At 38.7% G+C, this 18,136-nt stretch carries 19 protein-coding genes and 1 tRNA gene; 14 read left to right on the plus strand and 6 right to left on the minus strand.

What is annotated here, in order from left to right:
* The first annotated feature begins 10 nt into the window (after positions 1-10).
* Together cmk and DXB77_RS04100 are read left to right on the plus strand one after the other, a co-directional pair.
* On the plus strand, positions 11-664 hold the full coding sequence (gene cmk, locus DXB77_RS04095) for a (d)CMP kinase (protein WP_117807596.1): 654 nt from the start codon (positions 11-13) through the stop codon (positions 662-664).
* A gap of 20 nt (positions 665-684) precedes the next feature.
* Positions 685-2,637, plus strand: a complete 1,953-nt coding sequence (locus DXB77_RS04100) for a bifunctional 4-hydroxy-3-methylbut-2-enyl diphosphate reductase/30S ribosomal protein S1 (RefSeq protein WP_118662714.1) — start codon at positions 685-687, stop codon at positions 2,635-2,637.
* Between the two features lie 149 nt (positions 2,638-2,786).
* On the opposite strand, the gene DXB77_RS04105 is transcribed toward DXB77_RS04100, so the two are convergent.
* Positions 2,787-3,851, minus strand: a complete 1,065-nt coding sequence (locus tag DXB77_RS04105; RefSeq protein WP_118662715.1) for a ribonuclease H-like domain-containing protein — start codon at positions 3,849-3,851, stop codon at positions 2,787-2,789.
* A 133-nt stretch (positions 3,852-3,984) separates the two neighbouring features.
* Here DXB77_RS04105 and ruvA point away from each other — a divergent pair, with 133 nt between their 5' ends.
* The 8 genes from ruvA to DXB77_RS04145 all read left to right on the plus strand — a co-directional run bounded on the left by ruvA (position 3,985) and on the right by DXB77_RS04145 (position 12,899).
* Complete coding sequence (ruvA, locus tag DXB77_RS04110; protein ID WP_117807593.1) at positions 3,985-4,587, plus strand: Holliday junction branch migration protein RuvA; 603 nt, start codon at positions 3,985-3,987, stop codon at positions 4,585-4,587.
* Between the two features lie 12 nt (positions 4,588-4,599).
* Positions 4,600-5,607, plus strand: a complete 1,008-nt coding sequence (ruvB, locus tag DXB77_RS04115; RefSeq protein ID WP_347465363.1) for a Holliday junction branch migration DNA helicase RuvB — start codon at positions 4,600-4,602, stop codon at positions 5,605-5,607.
* A 107-nt stretch (positions 5,608-5,714) separates the two neighbouring features.
* A complete protein-coding gene (locus DXB77_RS04120) occupies positions 5,715-6,116 on the plus strand; it encodes a cell division protein ZapA (RefSeq protein WP_008400777.1) in 402 nt (133 codons plus the stop codon).
* Complete coding sequence (locus DXB77_RS04125) at positions 6,106-8,481, plus strand: U32 family peptidase (protein ID WP_118662716.1); 2,376 nt, start codon at positions 6,106-6,108, stop codon at positions 8,479-8,481. Before DXB77_RS04120 ends, DXB77_RS04125 begins: the two co-directional genes overlap by 11 nt.
* Positions 8,481-9,866 (plus strand): FtsW/RodA/SpoVE family cell cycle protein, encoded by a 1,386-nt coding sequence (locus tag DXB77_RS04130; protein WP_118662717.1) that lies wholly within the window; start codon positions 8,481-8,483, stop codon positions 9,864-9,866. Before DXB77_RS04125 ends, DXB77_RS04130 begins: the two co-directional genes overlap by 1 nt.
* Entirely contained in the window at positions 9,808-11,289 is a 1,482-nt protein-coding gene (locus DXB77_RS04135; protein ID WP_243100137.1) for a penicillin-binding transpeptidase domain-containing protein, read from the plus strand. The genes DXB77_RS04130 and DXB77_RS04135 overlap by 59 nt, the downstream gene beginning before the upstream one ends.
* A gap of 143 nt (positions 11,290-11,432) precedes the next feature.
* On the plus strand, positions 11,433-11,885 hold the full coding sequence (locus DXB77_RS04140) for an NUDIX domain-containing protein (RefSeq protein ID WP_008400781.1): 453 nt from the start codon (positions 11,433-11,435) through the stop codon (positions 11,883-11,885).
* A 120-nt stretch (positions 11,886-12,005) separates the two neighbouring features.
* Complete coding sequence (locus DXB77_RS04145) at positions 12,006-12,899, plus strand: class B sortase (protein WP_182439429.1); 894 nt, start codon at positions 12,006-12,008, stop codon at positions 12,897-12,899.
* Between the two features lie 134 nt (positions 12,900-13,033).
* On the opposite strand, the gene DXB77_RS04150 is transcribed toward DXB77_RS04145, so the two are convergent.
* Positions 13,034-13,117: transfer RNA gene (locus tag DXB77_RS04150), tRNA-Leu, on the minus strand.
* 76 nt (positions 13,118-13,193) lie between these two features.
* Between DXB77_RS04150 and DXB77_RS04155 the strand changes: the two genes are divergently transcribed.
* A complete protein-coding gene (locus DXB77_RS04155) occupies positions 13,194-13,415 on the plus strand; it encodes a hypothetical protein (RefSeq protein WP_021943823.1) in 222 nt (73 codons plus the stop codon).
* Positions 13,416-13,422: 7 nt separating this feature from the next.
* Here the strand turns inward: DXB77_RS04155 and sigE are convergent, their stop codons facing one another.
* Both sigE and DXB77_RS04165 read right to left on the minus strand, forming a co-directional pair.
* The gene (gene sigE / locus DXB77_RS04160; protein ID WP_226801017.1) at positions 13,423-14,121 is read right to left on the minus strand and encodes an RNA polymerase sporulation sigma factor SigE; all 699 of its coding nucleotides are present in this window, start codon (positions 14,119-14,121) and stop codon (positions 13,423-13,425) included.
* Between the two features lie 7 nt (positions 14,122-14,128).
* On the minus strand, positions 14,129-14,788 hold the full coding sequence (locus tag DXB77_RS04165) for a sigma-E processing peptidase SpoIIGA (protein WP_309295070.1): 660 nt from the start codon (positions 14,786-14,788) through the stop codon (positions 14,129-14,131).
* A 135-nt stretch (positions 14,789-14,923) separates the two neighbouring features.
* On the opposite strand from DXB77_RS04165, the gene DXB77_RS04170 reads away from it, so the two are divergent.
* Positions 14,924-16,621, plus strand: coding sequence for a S8 family peptidase (locus DXB77_RS04170; protein ID WP_117807589.1), 1,698 nt, complete (start codon positions 14,924-14,926; stop codon positions 16,619-16,621).
* A 48-nt stretch (positions 16,622-16,669) separates the two neighbouring features.
* On the opposite strand, the gene DXB77_RS04175 is transcribed toward DXB77_RS04170, so the two are convergent.
* Positions 16,670-17,047 (minus strand): metal-dependent transcriptional regulator, encoded by a 378-nt coding sequence (locus tag DXB77_RS04175; protein WP_117822648.1) that lies wholly within the window; start codon positions 17,045-17,047, stop codon positions 16,670-16,672.
* 79 nt (positions 17,048-17,126) lie between these two features.
* Positions 17,127-17,273: a FeoB-associated Cys-rich membrane protein gene (locus DXB77_RS04180; RefSeq protein WP_117784873.1), complete on the minus strand. Its 147-nt coding sequence runs from the start codon at positions 17,271-17,273 to the stop codon at positions 17,127-17,129.
* A 261-nt stretch (positions 17,274-17,534) separates the two neighbouring features.
* On the opposite strand from DXB77_RS04180, the gene DXB77_RS04185 reads away from it, so the two are divergent.
* Together DXB77_RS04185 and DXB77_RS04190 are read left to right on the plus strand one after the other, a co-directional pair.
* Entirely contained in the window at positions 17,535-17,747 is a 213-nt protein-coding gene (locus DXB77_RS04185; protein ID WP_117807586.1) for a FeoA family protein, read from the plus strand.
* Between the two features lie 162 nt (positions 17,748-17,909).
* Positions 17,910-18,131, plus strand: coding sequence for a ferrous iron transport protein A (locus DXB77_RS04190; protein ID WP_008400791.1), 222 nt, complete (start codon positions 17,910-17,912; stop codon positions 18,129-18,131).
* Positions 18,132-18,136 lie beyond the last annotated feature (5 nt).

An 18,136-nucleotide genomic window follows, 5' to 3' on the forward strand; every position in this document is an offset into this window, starting at 1 on the left:
GAGAGAAAAAATGAATATAGCAATTGATGGACCTGCAGGAGCAGGAAAAAGTACAATAGCAAAATTGGTAGCAGGAAAACTCGGATATATTTATGTAGATACCGGAGCAATGTATCGTGCAGTTGCACTTGCATTATTGAATGCAAAGATCGATGTAACGGATGTAGATGCAGTTGCTAATGAGATAACAGGGATTGAGATCACAATCTGTTATGAAGATCATGCACAGCAGGTATATCTGAATGGTGAGAATGTAACCGGAAGCCTCAGAAAAGAAGAAGTGGGTAACATGGCATCCAAATCATCTGCTATCCCATGTGTAAGAGAAAAACTGTTAGATCTTCAGAGAAAGCTTGCAAGAGAAAATGATGTTGTTATGGATGGTAGAGACATCGGTACAAACATTCTTCCAAATGCAGAAGTAAAGATCTATCTGACCGCTTCTTCTGCAGTTCGTGCAAAGAGAAGATACGATGAACTGATAGCAAAGGGTGAAACACCGGATATTGATAAGATCGAAGCTGATATTATTACAAGGGACAAACAGGATATGGAACGTCCAATCGCGCCGTTAAAGCAGGCAGATGATGCTGTATATCTTGACAGCTCAGATCTTGGTATCAATGAGGTTGTAGCTAAGATCATCAGCATCGCAGAAAAATAAAACCGGAGTATGGACAAAATATGGAAATTATATTAGCAAAGTCGGCCGGATTCTGTTTTGGGGTACAACGTGCCGTTGATACAGCGTATAAAGAAGCCGGGAAACAGCATGTATATACCTATGGCCCGATCATTCATAATGAAGAAGTAATCGAGGATCTGAGAAAAAAGGGAGTATTGGTGATCGAAGATCTTGCAGAGCTTGATCAGCAGGAAGATGAAACGGTTATTATCCGGTCGCATGGAGTATCAAAAGATGTCATGGAACAGTTAGAAACCAGACATGTCAATGTGGTAGATGCAACCTGTCCGTTTGTGAAAAAAATCCATACGATCGTACAGGATGAGAGCCAAAAAGGGAACCGCATAATCATTGTTGGAAATAAAGATCATCCGGAAGTTGAGGGTATAATTGGCTGGTGTGAGACGAAATCATATACAGTACAAAGCGTTTCAGAAGCGGATAATTTGGTGAAAAATATAGAAAATGAGCCGGATTTTGAGCATATTAACTTCAGTTTAGTATCACAAACCACCTTTAATAAGAATAAATTTAAAGATATTGTTGATATTATTCGAAAAAAATTGTATAATGTGGTTGTTCATGAGACAATCTGTAATGCAACGGCAGTTCGACAGATGGAAGCAAGAGATATTGCAAAGACTGTAGATGCTATGATCATTATAGGTGGTCGAAACAGTTCTAATACTCAGAAGCTATATGATATTAGTAAACAAGAATGTGAGAATACTTACTATATACAGACACTCGTTGATTTGGATTTGACTACTTTTGAATCCGTTAGTAGGGTAGGTATTACTGCGGGGGCATCTACCCCAAATTATATTATTAAGGAGGTTCATAGTAGCATGGCAGAGTTAAGTTTTGAACAGATGTTAGAAAATGATGAAAGCAAGGCGTCAATCAGACAGGGAGAGATTATCGACGGTACAATTATTGGTGTTAAGCCGGATGAGATTGTAGTTGATATTAAGTATAAGTCAGACGGTATCATTACCAGAAATGAATATACAAACACTCCAAACGTCGATTTAACAGAGTTGGTAAAAGTTGGGGATCCAATCACTGTTAAGGTTATCAAGACAAATGATGGTGAAGGACAGGTAGCTCTTTCATACAAGAGAGTTGCAGCAGAGAAAGTAAACGAGAAGTTAGAAGAAGCATTTAACAATGGTGACATTCTTACAGGTAAGGTTGTTCAGGTTGTAAATGGCGGCTTAAATGTTCTTTACGAAGAGACAAGAATCTTCATTCCAGCAAGTCTTGTATCTGACTTATATGAAAAGAACCTTGATAAGTACTTAGACCAGGATATTGAATTCCAGCTTACAGAGTTCAATCCTAAGAAGAGAAGAATCATTGGTAACAGAAAGAAACTGATTGTTGAGAGAAAAGCTGCAGCTGCAAAAGAATTATTCGAAAAGATTGAAGTTGGCATGACAGTAGAAGGTACAGTAAAGAATGTAACAGATTTCGGTGCATTCATTGACCTCGGTGGTGCTGATGGACTTCTTCATATTTCAGAGATGTCATGGGGCAGAGTAGAAAGCCCTAAGAAGATGTTCAAGGTTGGTGATACTGTTAAGGCATTCATCAAGGACATCAATGGTGACAAGATCGCATTAAGCTTAAAGTTTGATGAGACAAACCCATGGTTAAATGCAGAAGAGAAATATGCTGTTGGAACAGTTGTAACAGGTAAAGTTGCACGTATGACTGACTTTGGTGCATTCGTTGAATTAGAGCCAGGCGTTGATGCATTACTGCATGTTTCACAGATTTCATACGATCACGTTGCAAAGCCAGAAGATGTATATAAGATTGGTGATGAGATTGAAGCTAAGGTTGTTGACTTCAAGCCGGAAGAAAAGAAGATCAGCCTGAGCGTAAAGGCATTACTTCCAGTTCCGGAAGAGACAGAAGAAGTTGTTGAAGCTCCAGTAGAAGAATAATCAAAGATTGTTTTTTATAAAATGTAAAATACCCACTGATGAATATTCATCAGTGGGTATTTATTGTTTTATGTATGTTCCAGTTTGATCTGTACCCCTGCTCTTATTCCGCAATCTTGAAACTTTCGCTTTTGCAACATGTTCCAGAACTATTTGATCTGCTTTAAGATATTGAGAAGATATTCTTTTAACTGTATCCTGTCATTGATGAAAGTATCGTTCAGTTCAATATATCCATCTTTGTCAGTATGTTCATATTTGAATATGTGTGACTGCTTGAACTTGTTCTGGCGGATAAACGAACTTGTTTTTGTAGTGTATGCCGTTTCCGGGCGGGCTTTTTCTTTATAAGCACTTTCGACATAACAGGCAACATCCTTGTGGATAGCAGTCTGTTCTAGTGGCAGATAGAAATAATTTTTATAGTCCTTATAAAAATATTTCAGTGTATCATGGATAACTGGAATATCGATCGTCACGACTTCATCTATGCCTGATATATGTATATCATTACAGTTGGTATCAAATGGAATCGCAAGCCTTCCTGTCTGTATACAGATCGTAAACTGTGTATCGGTACAGGTGGTTTTCGATATAGCAAAATTGCCTTCAAAGAAGGAAGTAAGTGTAAGGGAACCGGATACATAGAAAAGTCCATAGATGTCATCCTTATTATGAGATAAAAGCATATCCTGTAATTGTGTATCTTTTGTACCTAAATAGTCCTGGTAGGTATCGATCAGAAGACCGCCGGAGTGAAATTCATCCCGTTCCATTCCCATAACAGATTCCAGAGCGGACTGTTTCATTGAATCCATCTGAAGCAGCTTTTTATATTTTCTTATTTTCCGATAGACATCGATACTGGTAATTGAATCGAAGGATATCTCCTGACGGAACTGTCGGTATTTTTCCTTTATATATGGCAGATCGAAGGTGTCGCCATTGTATGTAACGAGATATTTGTAATCAGCCAATATATCCTTAAATGCAGCGAGCATCTTTGGCTCGGAACAACCGTCATCATTGAATAATAAGGTAATACGAAACTGTTCGTCGTTTAGAAGCGTTCCATATCCGATCAGATAAAGATCTGACCGGGCAGCGCTTAATCCGGTTGTTTCAATATCAAAGAACAGATATTGATCCGGCGTTTCTTTCATCCAGTTCAGATTAACTGAAGAAAGTGGCATCGTATAGTCGTATTGAATCATAGTATGTAACCTCAAATGTAAAAAAATCGAATAATCTCATGATATGCCCCTGCGGTCAAAAAATCAATCAGATATTTCCATAATGAGAAAACTGTGTTATACTTGGCATAGTAAAATTTGGAGACATATTATTATGATAGCATACATTTCAGGAGCACTTGTCAGTGCAGGAGAGAATTATATAGTGATCGATAACCACGGTATGGGATATCGGATCTTCGTATCTGGTAAGTTTCTTGAGCATATTCCAGCATATGGAACGCAGATTAAAATATACACACACATGTATATAAGAGAAGATGAATTGACATTGTATGGGTTCCATTCAGAAGAGGAATTATCTGTATTCCGTATCTTGATCGGAATCAGCGGGGTAGGTCCAAAAGTCGCTATGGCAATCCTTACAGCGCTTACGATCCAGGAGCTTCAGCTTGCGGTGATCTCAGAGGATGCGAAGACGATATCAAAAGCAAATGGTGTCGGTGCCAAGGGCGCATCAAGGATCATATTGGAATTAAAAGATAAGTTAAAGATGGAAGATATGATGGATGCAGCCTATGAGCAGTCGATCGTACAGGATACACAAGATTTAAATGCAGCAAGAGATGCGATTCTTGCACTTGTAAATCTGGGCTATTCGAATTCCGAAGCAGCACTTGCCGTAAAAAAGATTGGGGATACCAGTCAGATGGATATAGAATCGATATTAAAGGCAGCATTGAAGAAATTAATATAAAAACAGATACAGGTGGACACAGTGGGTAGAATTATTTCAACAGAAGCAGATATAGAAGAATTAAATAGTGAATATAGTTTGAGACCAAAGTATCTGGATGAATATATTGGACAGAATAAAGTAAAAGAGAATCTGAAGATTTTTATTGAGGCGGCAAAGAGGAGAAATGAACCGTTAGATCATTTACTCTTATATGGTCCGCCGGGCCTTGGTAAAACGACATTAGCATCCATAGTTGCAAATGAGATGGGTGTTAATATCAAGATCACATCAGGACCGGCAATCGAGAAGCCGGGCGAACTGGCAGCTATTTTAAATAATCTGTCAGAGAATGATATATTATTTATTGATGAGATTCACAGATTAAACAGTCAGGTAGAGGAAGTCTTATATCCTGCAATGGAAGATTTTGCGATTGATGTCGTGATCGGAAAAGGAGCAGGAGCAAGGTCAATCCGTCTGGATCTTCCGAAATTCACATTGATCGGAGCAACGACAAGAGCCGGTATGCTGACAGCACCGCTTCGTGACCGATTTGGCATGGTTGATCGGTTGGAATTCTATTCACCGGAGGAATTGAAGCAGATCGTAATACGGTCCGGGGATGTACTGGGTGTAGAGACCGATGATGCGGGCGCACTTGAAATTGCAAAACGATCCAGAGGAACACCAAGACTTGCCAATCGTCTGTTAAAGAGATGCCGGGATTTTGCACAGGTATGCCACAATGGCTGTATCGATTATGAGGTTGCAAAGACAGCACTGGATAAGCTTGAGGTTGACTCCATGGGACTTGATAATACAGACCGGAACATATTAATGACAATGATAGAGAAGTTTGGTGGAGGTCCGGTGGGACTGGATACTCTGGCTGCTGCCATCGGGGAAGATTCCGGCACGATTGAAGATGTATATGAGCCATATCTGATCAAAAATGGTTTTATCAACCGGACACCGAGAGGACGGGTTGTAACAGAACGGTGTTATAAGCATTTCGGACTGGATGCATTTATCGAATAGGTTATTTTAGTCCATACAATAAATGAATTACGGGAAAATAATACCTGTATGGTACAGGTAAAAAATATATATGAAAGAAATAAAATGAAATATAAAGGAGGAGAGTCATGTCACAAAAAAATGATATCCCGGTGGTTATTAACAATAAAGTGTATACATTGAGCGGATTTGAAAGTGAAGAATATCTCCAGAATGTAGCTTCTTATATCAATGGTAAGATCCAGGAATGTCAGTCTTCCGAAAGTTACCGCCGTTTTAATGCAGAATATCAGAGTGTATTACTTGCACTTAATATCGCAGATGATTATTTCAAAGCGAAGCTTCAGGTAAATCAGATGCTGACGGAGGATGACGATAAGGACAAACAGATTTATGACCTCAGACATGAAGTGATCGAGACACAGATCAAATATGAATCTGCACAGAAAATGATTGATGAATATAAAGAAAAAGTCAATGCTCTGCAGAGAGAAATAATAAAGTTGGAAGCAGAAAATAATGTTAAATAGACCTGAGATTTTAGCTCCGGCAGGCTCTATGGATGCGCTGAAAGCTGCGGTAAGTGCAGGCGCTGATGCATGCTATGCCGGAGGCGATATGTTCAGCGCCCGTGCATTTGCCGGAAACTTTGATACAACAGAATTACTGGAAGCAATTGATTACTGCCATATTCATAATGTGAAGTTATATATGGCAGTTAATACTTTGCTCAAAAATAGTGAAATGAAGAAACTGATTCCTTACCTTGAGCCTTTTTACAGGGAAGGTGTAGATGGGATTATTGTACAGGATGTCGGTGTTATAAGAAGTCTTTCACAGGCATATCCGGATCTGCCATTACATGGAAGTACACAGATGAGTGTATGCAGTACCTATGGGGCAGAATTTCTTAAAAATCTTGGGCTGACAAGATTTGTTCCTGCCAGGGAATTATCCTTAAAAGAAATAAAATCAATTAAAGAAGCAGTTGATATTGAGATTGAAACATTTGTGCATGGTGCGATGTGCTTCTGCTATTCAGGAAAATGTCTGATGAGCAGTTTTGCAGGCGGAAGAAGCGGCAATCGTGGACGCTGTGCGCAACCATGCAGAAAGGCATATAACAGCAGAAAGTTTAATCATGAATATGCCCTCAGCATGAAGGATATGTGTACACTTGCGGATTTACCACAGTTAATCGAGGCTGGGATTGATTCCTTTAAGATCGAAGGAAGAATGAAGAAGCCGGAGTATGTAGCTGCGGCAGTTCATGCATATTCTGAGATCACAGATGAATACATAAACGGTCATGTGAATGAGAAACGGATCAAATATCATACAGACCGGCTGATGGATATCTATAACCGCGGTGGTTTTTCTTCCGGCTATTATTATATGAAGAACGGTAAGGAAATGCTTGCAAACAAGCGTCCGAATCATACCGGTACATTGATTGGTAAAGTGGAAGCTGTGGAAGCACCCCATGTATACATCCGTCTGGAACGTGGAATTCAGGCAAAGGATGTTCTGGAGATCCGTACCGGAACAGAACAGAATATTGAACTGACTTCGAATATAACCGCACAGGCCGGACAGAAGATCCGACTGAATGCGAATAATCTTCGGCAGATCCGAAAAGATATGCAGGTCTATCGGACAAGAAATAATGCGCTTATTGATGATATTAATGTAAGGTTTATACAGAAGGAAAAACAGACGGATATCTATGGAAAGGTGACTGCAAAGATTGGAAAGCCGATTATGCTGGAGTTGTTTTCAGATGTGGATGATATCTCGGTAAAGGTAAGCGGAGAATGCGTGTCACAGGCTGCAAAACGTCCGGTTGAGACAGTGCAGATCGTAGATAAGCTGTCAAAGACCGGTGGAACAGGATTTAACTTCTATCTGGAAGCGGAGTGTGATGAGAATATATTTATTTCTCTTGGAAGTCTGAATGTATTAAGACGGGAAGCCGTCTGCCAGTTGGAGCAGGCATTGATCGGACGATATAAACGGACGATACCGGATGATAAGAAGTTGCTGGCGGAGGAAACTGTTTATGATCAGAAACAGACAGATACCAGAGATGCTATGGAATGCGGTTGCTATGTATCTGTAAAAACAATAGAACAATTTCGAATTGTTAATAATTATAAATTGGTACAACATGTTATAATTGATCATAATATCGTGCATGAAGCAGAAATCGGAAAAATGAGAGGAGATAAAAAGATCTATGTTTCCTTTCCGGATATCCTGCGTGAGAATAAGAAACAAGGAATAAAGGATCTGTATTTTCTGTCTGGAATGTTTGAGGGTATCTATATTAAGAATATAGATGAGATTGGTTTTCTGAAGAAGCAGGGATATAAGGGAATGGTATTGCTTGATCCATTCTTATATGCATATAATGATGAAGCTGTTTTATTCTATAAGGAGCTGTTTCCACAGGTAATGCTGATCGGTTCTGTGGAACTGACACATCAGGAATGGAGCGGCCTCTGTGAAACAGATATTGAAAGATTATATGGATATCAGCCGGTTATGATCACAGCCCAGTGCTTTGTCAATAACTATCTGGACGGATGTGGTTATAATAAACGAGAACGTTTCTCGTTCCGGGATGAAAAGGGCAATCGCTTTTATAATGTGAATAACTGCCGGGACTGTTATTCTGTTATATATAATGGGGTTCCGACAAACAATATCAAACAGTTGACAAATAACAGAAATACTGATATAACCAATGAATATTTGATTGATTTTACCATCGAAAACGAAGATCAGACGAAGAATGTGATGGAGCTTCTCATGAAGTTCCATGCCGGAGATATGGATGAAGAATTCGATGAGATGGATTATACAAGAGGACATTATATAAAGGGTATTGAATAATGGCAACTATTATTACAGAAATATCAAAATACTTGATCATATTTTTTATGGTTCTGTATACAATTAAATGTTTTACGGTGCTGAAACCGGTGCGGGAAGATAAAAAGAATCATGCATTAAATGTGCAGATCGTCTATGTGTTTATTATACATTTTTTATGTTATCTGACACTGTTTTTAAAATATAAAACGATCAGTATCGTGATCTTTTATCTGTTGCAGATGATCGTTTCTATTGTATATATGGTATCGTATCATGGAATATACAAGAAATCTTCCAGACTGATCACAAATAATATGTCATTTTTACTGTTGATCGGATATGTCATGTTGACCAGACTGGATTTTGATCTGGCAAAAAAACAGTTTGCATTTGCAACGATCACACTGGTGATCACGGCATTTATTCCGCTTGTGATCATGAAATGCAAAAATCTGAAAAACTGGGATATTTTTTATGCAATCCTTGGAATCGGTTTTCTAAGTACAGTCTTTGTTCCATTTCTTGGAGTATCCAAATACGGCTCTACAAACTGGATCCAGATTGGATCGATTTCCTTGCAGCCGATGGAGTTTGTAAAGATTATATTTGTATTCTTTCTGGCAAGCGCTTTAAACAAAGCAAAGGGATTTAAAGATTACATTAAAGTAACACTTGTTTCCGGTATCTTTATGCTGATCCTAGTAGCGGAAAAGGATCTGGGTGGTGCAGCAATCTTTATGATGATCTTTATCATGATGATCTATCTGGAAACACAGAAGACAATGATCCTGATCGGTGGTCTGGGTGGTGCAGCAGTCATTGCAACGGTTGGATATTCGCTGTTAAAAGACAAATTCAGTCATGTAACAACCCGAATCAACGCGTGGTTAGATCCATTTTCCTATATTAATGACGCCGGATATCAGATCTGCCAGTCACTATTTGCAATCGGATCGGGCGGGATGGAAGGAAGAGGTCTGGGTAAAGGGCTTCCAACAGCAGTTCCGGTAGCGTCCAGTGATTTTATCTTTTCTGCGATCTGTGAGGAACTGGGTGTTGTGTTTGCACTGTGTCTGATCCTGATGTATATCAGTTGTTTTATATATTTTATAAATATATCCATGAAGATCCGTAACTCATTTTATAAGAATGTTGCATTTGGATTCACGATCTGTTTTATATTCCAGACATTTTTGAATATTGGCGGTGTAACAAAGTTTATCCCGTCTACCGGTGTGACACTTCCGCTTGTCAGTTATGGTGTAAGTTCAGTTGTGAGCACATTATTCCTGTTTGGAATCATTCAGGGAATCTGTGTACTTGAAAATAATGGAGTTGGTGGTAATGAAGAGCAAACGGTCTACAAACAAAGCAATCATGAAGAAGTATTCTCAGGGGAGTAGAGAAGCACAGGAAAAACAGAAAAATGACAAAAAGAATGTTCCTGTTCTTGTGATCACATATTTTGTTATATTTATTTTTATCGGCATGATGGTGCATCTTGTTAAATATGTTGTCATCGATGCAGATTCAGATATTGCAAATTCATACAACAAAAGACAGAATCTGTATGCAGAAACAGTAATAAAAGGTCAGATCATTTCAGATGACGGAGTTGTTCTGGCGGAGACAAAAACGGATGATGATGGAAACGAAACCAGAGTTTACCCATACAGCAATATGTTTGCACATGCAATTGGTTATGATAGCAATGGACAGGCAGGTCTGGAAATGGTTTCCAATTATTATCTGCTGACATCTAACCAGAATATTTTATATCGTATTTATCATGCATTATCTGATAAGAAGGATATGGGAAATAATGTGATAACAACACTGGATTATGATCTGCAGAGTACAGCATATAATGCACTTGGTGATAATGATGGTGCGGTCGTAGCGATCGAGCCATCAACTGGAAAGATCAAAGCAATGGTTTCAAAGCCGGATTTTGATCCGAACCAGATCTCCTCTGTTATAGAAGAAACAGCAAATTCGGACAGCTCCTGCCTGCTAAACCGTGCAACCCAGGGAATGTATCCGCCGGGATCGACATTTAAGATCCTTACAACACTGGAATATATAAGAGAAAATCCCAACTATAAGTCATATTCCTATGAATGTGAGGGAGATGGCATATTTAACAGTGTATCCATTCACTGCTATAATCATAAGGTGCACGGAACCGTTAGCCTGGAGGATTCTCTGGCGTATTCCTGTAATACATCCTTTTCCAATATCGGAACGAAACTTGATATGGATGCATTAAATAAATTGTGCGGAGACTTTCTGTATAATAAAGAATTGCCGTATGATGGCTATTATAAGAAGTCCAGTTATACCATGACATCAAAAACAGACAAGTCCCTGATTCCACAGACAGTAATCGGACAGGGAGAGACACTGATCACGCCGCTTCATAATGCGATGATCATGTGTGCAATCGCAAATGGTGGGGTTCTTATGAAGCCATATATGATGGATCGTATTGAGAACTGTGACGGAAGCGTTGTAAAAAAATTCTCCAAGGATTCTTATGGCAGGATCATATCCTCAGCAGAAGCACAGACATTGACAGAGCTTATGATGTCGGTAACGGAATATGGTACAGCGTCCGATTATTTTTCAGGAGCTGAGTATACAGTAGCAGGTAAGACGGGAACTGCAGAGTTTAATGAGAACAAGGATTCCCACTCCTGGTTTATAGGTTTCTCCAATGTCAATAATCCGGATCTGGTGGTCTGCGTTCTGATAGAAAATGCAAGTAATACCGGAGCATCTGCAACATCAATCGCCAGAAAGATATTTGATGCATATTATAATTAATCAGCTTGAAATAATGCAGTAATACTGATATACTTATAACCAATTAAGGACTGGCAGGGTAAGCCGGTTCAGAGTTTTATTCGTAGTCGAATGTGAGTAGAACTTGAAGCATTTACAACACCGAAAAGACAGGAGGAACTGCTGTGATCGAAGCAACAAGCTGTGGAGGTGTGGTAATCTTCAGAGGAAAAGTATTATTACTGTACAAAAACTACAAAAACAAATATGAAGGATGGGTTCTCCCGAAGGGTACAGTTGAGAAAGGTGAAGAACATAATCAGACTGCACTTAGAGAAGTAAAAGAGGAGACAGGTGTTAGCGCATCTATTATTAAGTATGTAGGAAAAAGCAATTATACATTTAATACTGCTTTTGATGTGGTAAACAAGGATGTACACTGGTATTTGATGATGGCGGACAGCTATTACAGTAAACCGCAGCGTGAAGAATATTTTGTGGATTCCGGTTACTACAAGTATCATGAAGCCTACCACCTTCTGAAGTTTCCGAACGAAAAGGATATTCTGGAACAGGCATATGCAGAGTATGTAGAACTGAAACGGAATAATCTTTGGGGAAGCAGAAAGTATTTTTAAGGTTCAAAATCTGACTGTTTATTATGAATGGTCAGATTTTTTACTTTCAGGATAATGAATGGTAGGCGTACAGAAATAACACAAAAATGAAAAAGTGATCAAGGAAGGATGTTGGTTCGGATGAACGGATTAACAGACAGGAAAGAAACAGATAACAGAGAAATGGCAACGCAAAACAATGACCATAAGAATTCATCACAGAGTGGAAGAAAAAAGAATGGAATATTGTTAAATCTTATACTTGCAGTATGTGTACTTGTTTTCCTTGGCTGTGGCTGCTATCTGGGTGTTTATTTTTTTACCAGCAGACAGGCAGAGTCAGCGTTTGCAGAGATCAAACTGGAAGTGGAGCAGGAAAATTGTACGGAAGAAACTGGAAAACCGGTTTATACAACAGTACAGGAAAAAAAGGTTTATAAAAAGTACGCATCTGTATATGAGGAGAATACAGACTTTGTTGGATGGCTGTATATATATGGAACAAGAATCGATTATCCGGTCATGTATACGCCCGAGAATGAAGAATATTATATCCATCGGAATTTTCAGGGGGGTTACAGTGCTGCTGGTACGTTATTTGCAGCAGCAAACTGTTCTCCGACAGGGAAGGTATCTGACAATGTCATTATATACGGACATAATATGAAAGCAGGGACGATGTTTCATGATCTGTTAAAATATGAAGATGAAGATTTCTATAAAGAACATCAGACGATCATATTTGATACTTTAGATGGACCGGGTACATATATAGTGATCGCAGCCTTTTATACAAAAGCCTATCCGGAAGGGGATACAGAGCATTATAATATATATGACTTTGCAGATGCGGGATCAAAAGAGAAATTTGATGATTATGTCAGCCGGGTAAAAGAAAATACACCATATACGATCGAAGAAACGGCATCCTATGGGGACAAGCTGCTGACCTTATCCACCTGTGCGTATCATACAGAAGATGGACGGTTTGTTGTGGTTGCAAAGAAGATCGGCAACAACAGCCGGCTGCAGTAAAAGAGTCTGTATTTGGGTGTGCATCTAGTGGGCAAATATTGGGCAAAACAGTTGAAATGCCTGCATTTTGAGTAATAAAAAAAGCCACAAAATGGCTTAAAACTTAGATTTTTTATTAAGCAAAATACAAAGAGTGCCGGCAGCGGGACTTGAACCCGCACGATGTTGCCACCAACAGATTTTGAGTCTGCCTCGTCTGCCAATTCCGACATGCCGGCATCTGTGAACCTTTGTAATAGTAACACATGGCTACAACAGTGTCAATGATTATTTCCTGAAATGAGGTACGAAACAATGATGAAACGTAGTGTAAAACAACAACTGAATGCAAAGCTGAATGAGATGAATATGAATCTTGCAAACAATTATAAGGATCTGGCACATGATGCCTTAAAGGAGCTGGATCAGATGGTGGAAGATCTGAAACAATCCGGAGATCTAAAGGAAAAGGATTACCAGAAAATGCGCCAGATGGTTGACGGATATAAGGTAAAGCTTTCCGATTATCATCATTAAAGGCTGATCAGCTCATTTTAATTATTTCTTTTTTTAGTTTCTTTATGATCTTTTTTTCAAGACGGGAGATATAAGATTGGCTGATTCCTAACAGGTCAGCCACTTCTTTCTGGGTGCGTTCTACACCGTTAATCGTGTTGATCCCGTACCGCAATTCAATAATGGTACGTTCCCGTTCTGTCAGGTGAGAGACTGCTGCCGTTAACAGGGAATGATCCATTTCTGTTTCCATATTCTTGTAAACCGTATCTTCCTCGGTTCCAAGAATGTCAGATAATAATAATTCATTTCCATCCCAGTCAACATTCAATGGTTCATCAATCGAAATCTCCATGCGGAGTTTGCTGTTCCTGCGGAGATACATAAGGATTTCATTTTCGATGCATCTGGATGCATAGGTTGCCAGCTTGATGTTTTTGTCGCATTTAAAGGTATTGATTGCTTTGATCAGTCCAATCGTACCGATTGAGATCAAATCTTCTACGCCAATTCCGGTGTTGTCAAATTTCTTTGCAATATAAACAACCAGACGAAGATTCCGTTCAATCAGTATTTTTTTAATCTCCTGATCGTCGCCGTTCCCAAGTCCGGCTACCATGGCACTTTCTTCATATGGTTCTAATGGGGCAGGAAGAATATCACACCCGCCTATGTAATGGACATCTCTGGAGGATGAAGGAAATAAGGTCATAATATTGGATACCATTGAAAATTTAAAATCTCGATTTGCGAATGTGTTTATCATAGTTTCTTACCTTTCTCATATATACTGAATTTAATAAAATACATTTCTTCATATGACTGATCTGTAACGTATGTCTGCTGATCCCGATCAGTGGCCGGTTGCAGATTATATGATTATTAATAAAGAAAAAGTCACAGTCAAATGCCAGCATCAGATCCGATTCCGAACTGATCGTTCGGTAGGGGATCAGGTGGATGCCCTCCGGCATATATATGGAGGACTTTCGATCAAATGGCTGGATCCCATTTGTATAATCGTATACAAGCGCATGAAGCTGCAGGGGCAACAGGTCATACATGATTTCCGGTGAGGCGATGACCACATGTTTGCCGGTTGAAATATCTTTCAGCGTATTGCCGGTATCCAGATAGCCGGTTGCCTGTACAACATTCTGTTTTCTGCCAATAAACAAATTGGAAAAATAATTCATATGTTTTTCTTTCAATTGATTTGCAAATGCAATTATATATAGATGCGGTGAAATAATACGTCGGATTAAGGAATTTGAAACCAAGGAATACCGACGTAAAATGACAAATGTGGATAAACAGGGGATAAAATCCCTGTTTTTTAGACTGAAAATCCTATTTTTGTGTATAAATCTGTTGATAATGTGGAAAAGTTCCAACTTTACTTACATTTTTCGATATTTTCAAACAATTAACAACATTTGATGAAATCATAAGAATATTCTAAATATCAATAAAAAATCATATGATTAAGAGATAAAAATAATACATAAAAAGCGGGATAGTAAGGGAAAATGGAAAATAATATTGATACGCAATTGGAACTTGCACTGGAGACCATGCAGTCATATGAGGACAGCGAATCGGAGCTGTATGTTGGATACAATGCAAAAGATCGGAGTTGGCAGCTTCTGATCCGTTATAATGATGATATTACAGATTTGGTGGATCGATATCTGACACGGATCTATTATCTGCTGGCTGGATATGCAATTATAGAAATAAAGGAAGTGTATATCAATGCATTTGCAGCAGATTCCAGAATCCTGTATGTGGATAAACCAAAGAGTGTAGATCAGCAGGTATCCTATGCGCAGTATGCCTCCTGCCTGTCCGGAACCTTCATTAATAACTACGGACTGGATGGAAACGGAACCCTTCTTGCAGTTATAGATTCTGGTATTGATTACCGGCATAATGAATTTATACGTGACGGAAAAAGCAGGATTCTGGAATTATGGGATCAGCAGGCAGAATATCAGAAGGAATATGTGAATCCATACGAACTTGGACGCATTTATACAAATGAAGAACTGAATGCAATACTAGATGGAAACTACACAGGAAGTCTTCCGTCAGAGGATCGCTCTGGTCATGGTACGCAGGTGACTGCCATAGCAGCAGGAACCAATATCGGTGTAGCTCCACAGACGGAGCTTCTGATCATTAAAGTAGGAAGTGATACGGCATCCAGACTTCCGACTACACTGGGAATGATCCTTGGAATTGATTATGCACTGCGAAAGGGAATAGAACGTAATCAACCGATATCTGTAAATCTTAGTTATGGTAATAATTATGGTTCTCATAAGGGTGATTCGTTGATGGAAAATTATATCAATGACGTTTCAAGGCTTGCGGTGTGTTCCATATCTACCGGAACCGGAAATGATGCGATTAACCGGAGACATCAGCGGGTAATCCTTGGAAATACTTCCTACCGTATGATCGATCTGCTGGTCAGTGATTATGTGACATCCTTTAATCTGCAATTATGGAAAAATTATAACGACCGGTTTGATGTTATGATCATTACACCAAATGGTGATATCGTTCTGACTTTGAGTGAATCGCAGAATATTGGAACCGGAACTTATCGGAATACATTTGTCAAAGGAATCTATGGAACGCCGAATCCATATAACCGGAATCAGGAGATATTTGTCTCATTTCAGGGGAAGGATAATTATATTGATAAAGGACAATGGAAGGTTTTGATCCATCCGAAGCAGATCGTCAGTGGGGTAGTGGATGCTTATCTGCCAATCCGTGCAAGTTTGACCGGAAATGTTGAGTTCTTAAATCCAACAGAATTTGGGACATTAACGATTCCTTCTACGGCGGAAGGACTGATCACAGTAGCGGCCTATGATCAGAATGTCGATGATTTTGCATATTTTTCCGGACGGGGTTATACAGCAAATGATCAGATTAAACCGGATCTTGCTGCACCCGGTGTGGATATTTATACTGCATATCCGGGAAATGATTATTCCTTTGCGTCGGGAACATCTATGGCGGTACCATTTGTATCAGGTTCTGCATGTCTGCTGATGCAGTGGGGAATTGTGAATGAAAATGACCCATTTCTGTATGGAGAAAAACTGAAAGCTTCGTTGATCCGGGGAGCGAAAAGGATAAAATCAGCGAGAACGTATCCAAATATCTATGTCGGCTGGGGAACTTTATGTGTAGAAAATTCTATCCGATAGAAACTTGCGCCGTAAGGCACACATAAAAAGAGCCAGTCACTAGAAAATCTAGTGATTGGCTTCACTTAATACATGATCTTTAATTGCTTTAAAACTTTCTTTACTGATTACATGCTCAATCTTGCAGGCATCGGCAGATGCGATATCGGGATCAACACCAAGCTGTATAAGCCAGGCAGAGAGAAGCTCATGTCGTTCATATATCATCTCAGCAATTTCTTTTCCTGAATCGGTGAGTGAAATAAACCCTGCATCACTCATTGTTATGTAGTTATTCTCACGAAGATTCTTCATAGCAACACTGATGCTTGATTTCTTATAACCAAGTTCATTTGAGATATCAACCGAACGGACAACAGGAAGCTTCTTGCTTAATACCAATATCGTTTCCAGATAGTTTTCAACTGATTCATTCGTTGTTAACATAGCTTTACCCCATTAAAAATTTATTTACAGAAAATTATATCACAAACCGGAATAAGGTTCAAATGAAAGAAAGATAAAACTAATGGCATCCGTGACAATTGTTACAGTTTCCTCCGCACTGAACAGATTTTCCGGACTTTTTATCTTTTATCATTGAACGAATTGCAAGTACGCATACAATTATAATAATGGCAGCAACAATAATAGTTCCTATATATTTCTCCATAATAATCCAACCTTTCAATTTTATAATCGTAATTAGTTTAAACTAACCATTTGAAAATGTCAAGTATAATAAATAAATTTGCATTTTAAAAATATAGCTATGTTATATACGACTAAGATGCGTTAACTACTTCTAAATGATGTTATAATTTTCTAAAAAATGTTATTGACTTCTAATGAGGGTTAGTATATACTAACGATGAAATTTGAAACAGCATATTGCTTAATGATAAATTTATACGATTATGAAAGAAGATGGAATATGATGCCTTTAACTTTTATGAATATTGGAGAAACAAAGACCATTACCAAAGTTGGTGGAAAAAATGAAACAAGACAGTTTCTTGAGAAGCTTGGCTTTGTCGTAGGTGGAGAAGTAACAGTTGTTTCAGAGATAAACGGTAACATGATCGTAAATGTAAAAGATTCCAGAGTTGCCATCGGAAAAGATATGGCAGCCAAAATTATGGTATAAGGATACCGAAAAAAACTGAAATATAAGTATTTGCACATTGGCATCTGCCGGTGCAATTGTTTATATACAAAAATGTATAAGAAGAAAAGCCATCACAGAATCCGGTCTGAATATGTGGAGACTTTCTTATATGTATAAAGAAAAAAGAAGGAGCGAAATGGTATGAAGACATTAAGAGAGGTTGCCGTCGGTCAGACAGTTAAGGTAACAAAACTTGTTGGCGAAGGACCTGTAAAAAGACGTATCATGGATATGGGAATCACAAAAGGTGTAGAAATCTATGTCAGAAAAGTTGCACCGCTTGGTGATCCGGTTGAAGTAACAGTACGCGGTTATGAGCTTTCTTTAAGAAAAGCAGATGCCGAAATGATCGTTGTTGAATAAATGTG

Source organism: Clostridium sp. OM05-9, assembly GCF_003481465.1.
Taxonomy (GTDB): domain Bacteria; phylum Bacillota; class Clostridia; order Lachnospirales; family Lachnospiraceae; genus Coprococcus; species Coprococcus ammoniilyticus.

Coding starts and splice junctions, on each gene's coding strand:
- cmk (WP_117807596.1), top strand. CDS start 11: ATGAATATAGCAATTGATGGACCTGCAGGAGCAGGAAAAAGTACAATA.
- DXB77_RS04100 (WP_118662714.1), top strand. CDS start 685: ATGGAAATTATATTAGCAAAGTCGGCCGGATTCTGTTTTGGGGTACAA.
- DXB77_RS04105 (WP_118662715.1), bottom strand. CDS start 3,851: ATGATTCAATACGACTATACGATGCCACTTTCTTCAGTTAATCTGAAC.
- ruvA (WP_117807593.1), top strand. CDS start 3,985: ATGATAGCATACATTTCAGGAGCACTTGTCAGTGCAGGAGAGAATTAT.
- DXB77_RS04120 (WP_008400777.1), top strand. CDS start 5,715: ATGTCACAAAAAAATGATATCCCGGTGGTTATTAACAATAAAGTGTAT.
- DXB77_RS04125 (WP_118662716.1), top strand. CDS start 6,106: ATGTTAAATAGACCTGAGATTTTAGCTCCGGCAGGCTCTATGGATGCG.
- DXB77_RS04130 (WP_118662717.1), top strand. CDS start 8,481: ATGGCAACTATTATTACAGAAATATCAAAATACTTGATCATATTTTTT.
- DXB77_RS04135 (WP_243100137.1), top strand. CDS start 9,808: ATGAAGAGCAAACGGTCTACAAACAAAGCAATCATGAAGAAGTATTCT.
- DXB77_RS04145 (WP_182439429.1), top strand. CDS start 12,006: ATGAACGGATTAACAGACAGGAAAGAAACAGATAACAGAGAAATGGCA.
- DXB77_RS04155 (WP_021943823.1), top strand. CDS start 13,194: ATGATGAAACGTAGTGTAAAACAACAACTGAATGCAAAGCTGAATGAG.
- sigE (WP_226801017.1), bottom strand. CDS start 14,121: ATGGTATCCAATATTATGACCTTATTTCCTTCATCCTCCAGAGATGTC.
- DXB77_RS04170 (WP_117807589.1), top strand. CDS start 14,924: ATGGAAAATAATATTGATACGCAATTGGAACTTGCACTGGAGACCATG.
- DXB77_RS04175 (WP_117822648.1), bottom strand. CDS start 17,047: ATGTTAACAACGAATGAATCAGTTGAAAACTATCTGGAAACGATATTG.
- DXB77_RS04180 (WP_117784873.1), bottom strand. CDS start 17,273: ATGGAGAAATATATAGGAACTATTATTGTTGCTGCCATTATTATAATT.
- DXB77_RS04185 (WP_117807586.1), top strand. CDS start 17,535: ATGATGCCTTTAACTTTTATGAATATTGGAGAAACAAAGACCATTACC.
- DXB77_RS04190 (WP_008400791.1), top strand. CDS start 17,910: ATGAAGACATTAAGAGAGGTTGCCGTCGGTCAGACAGTTAAGGTAACA.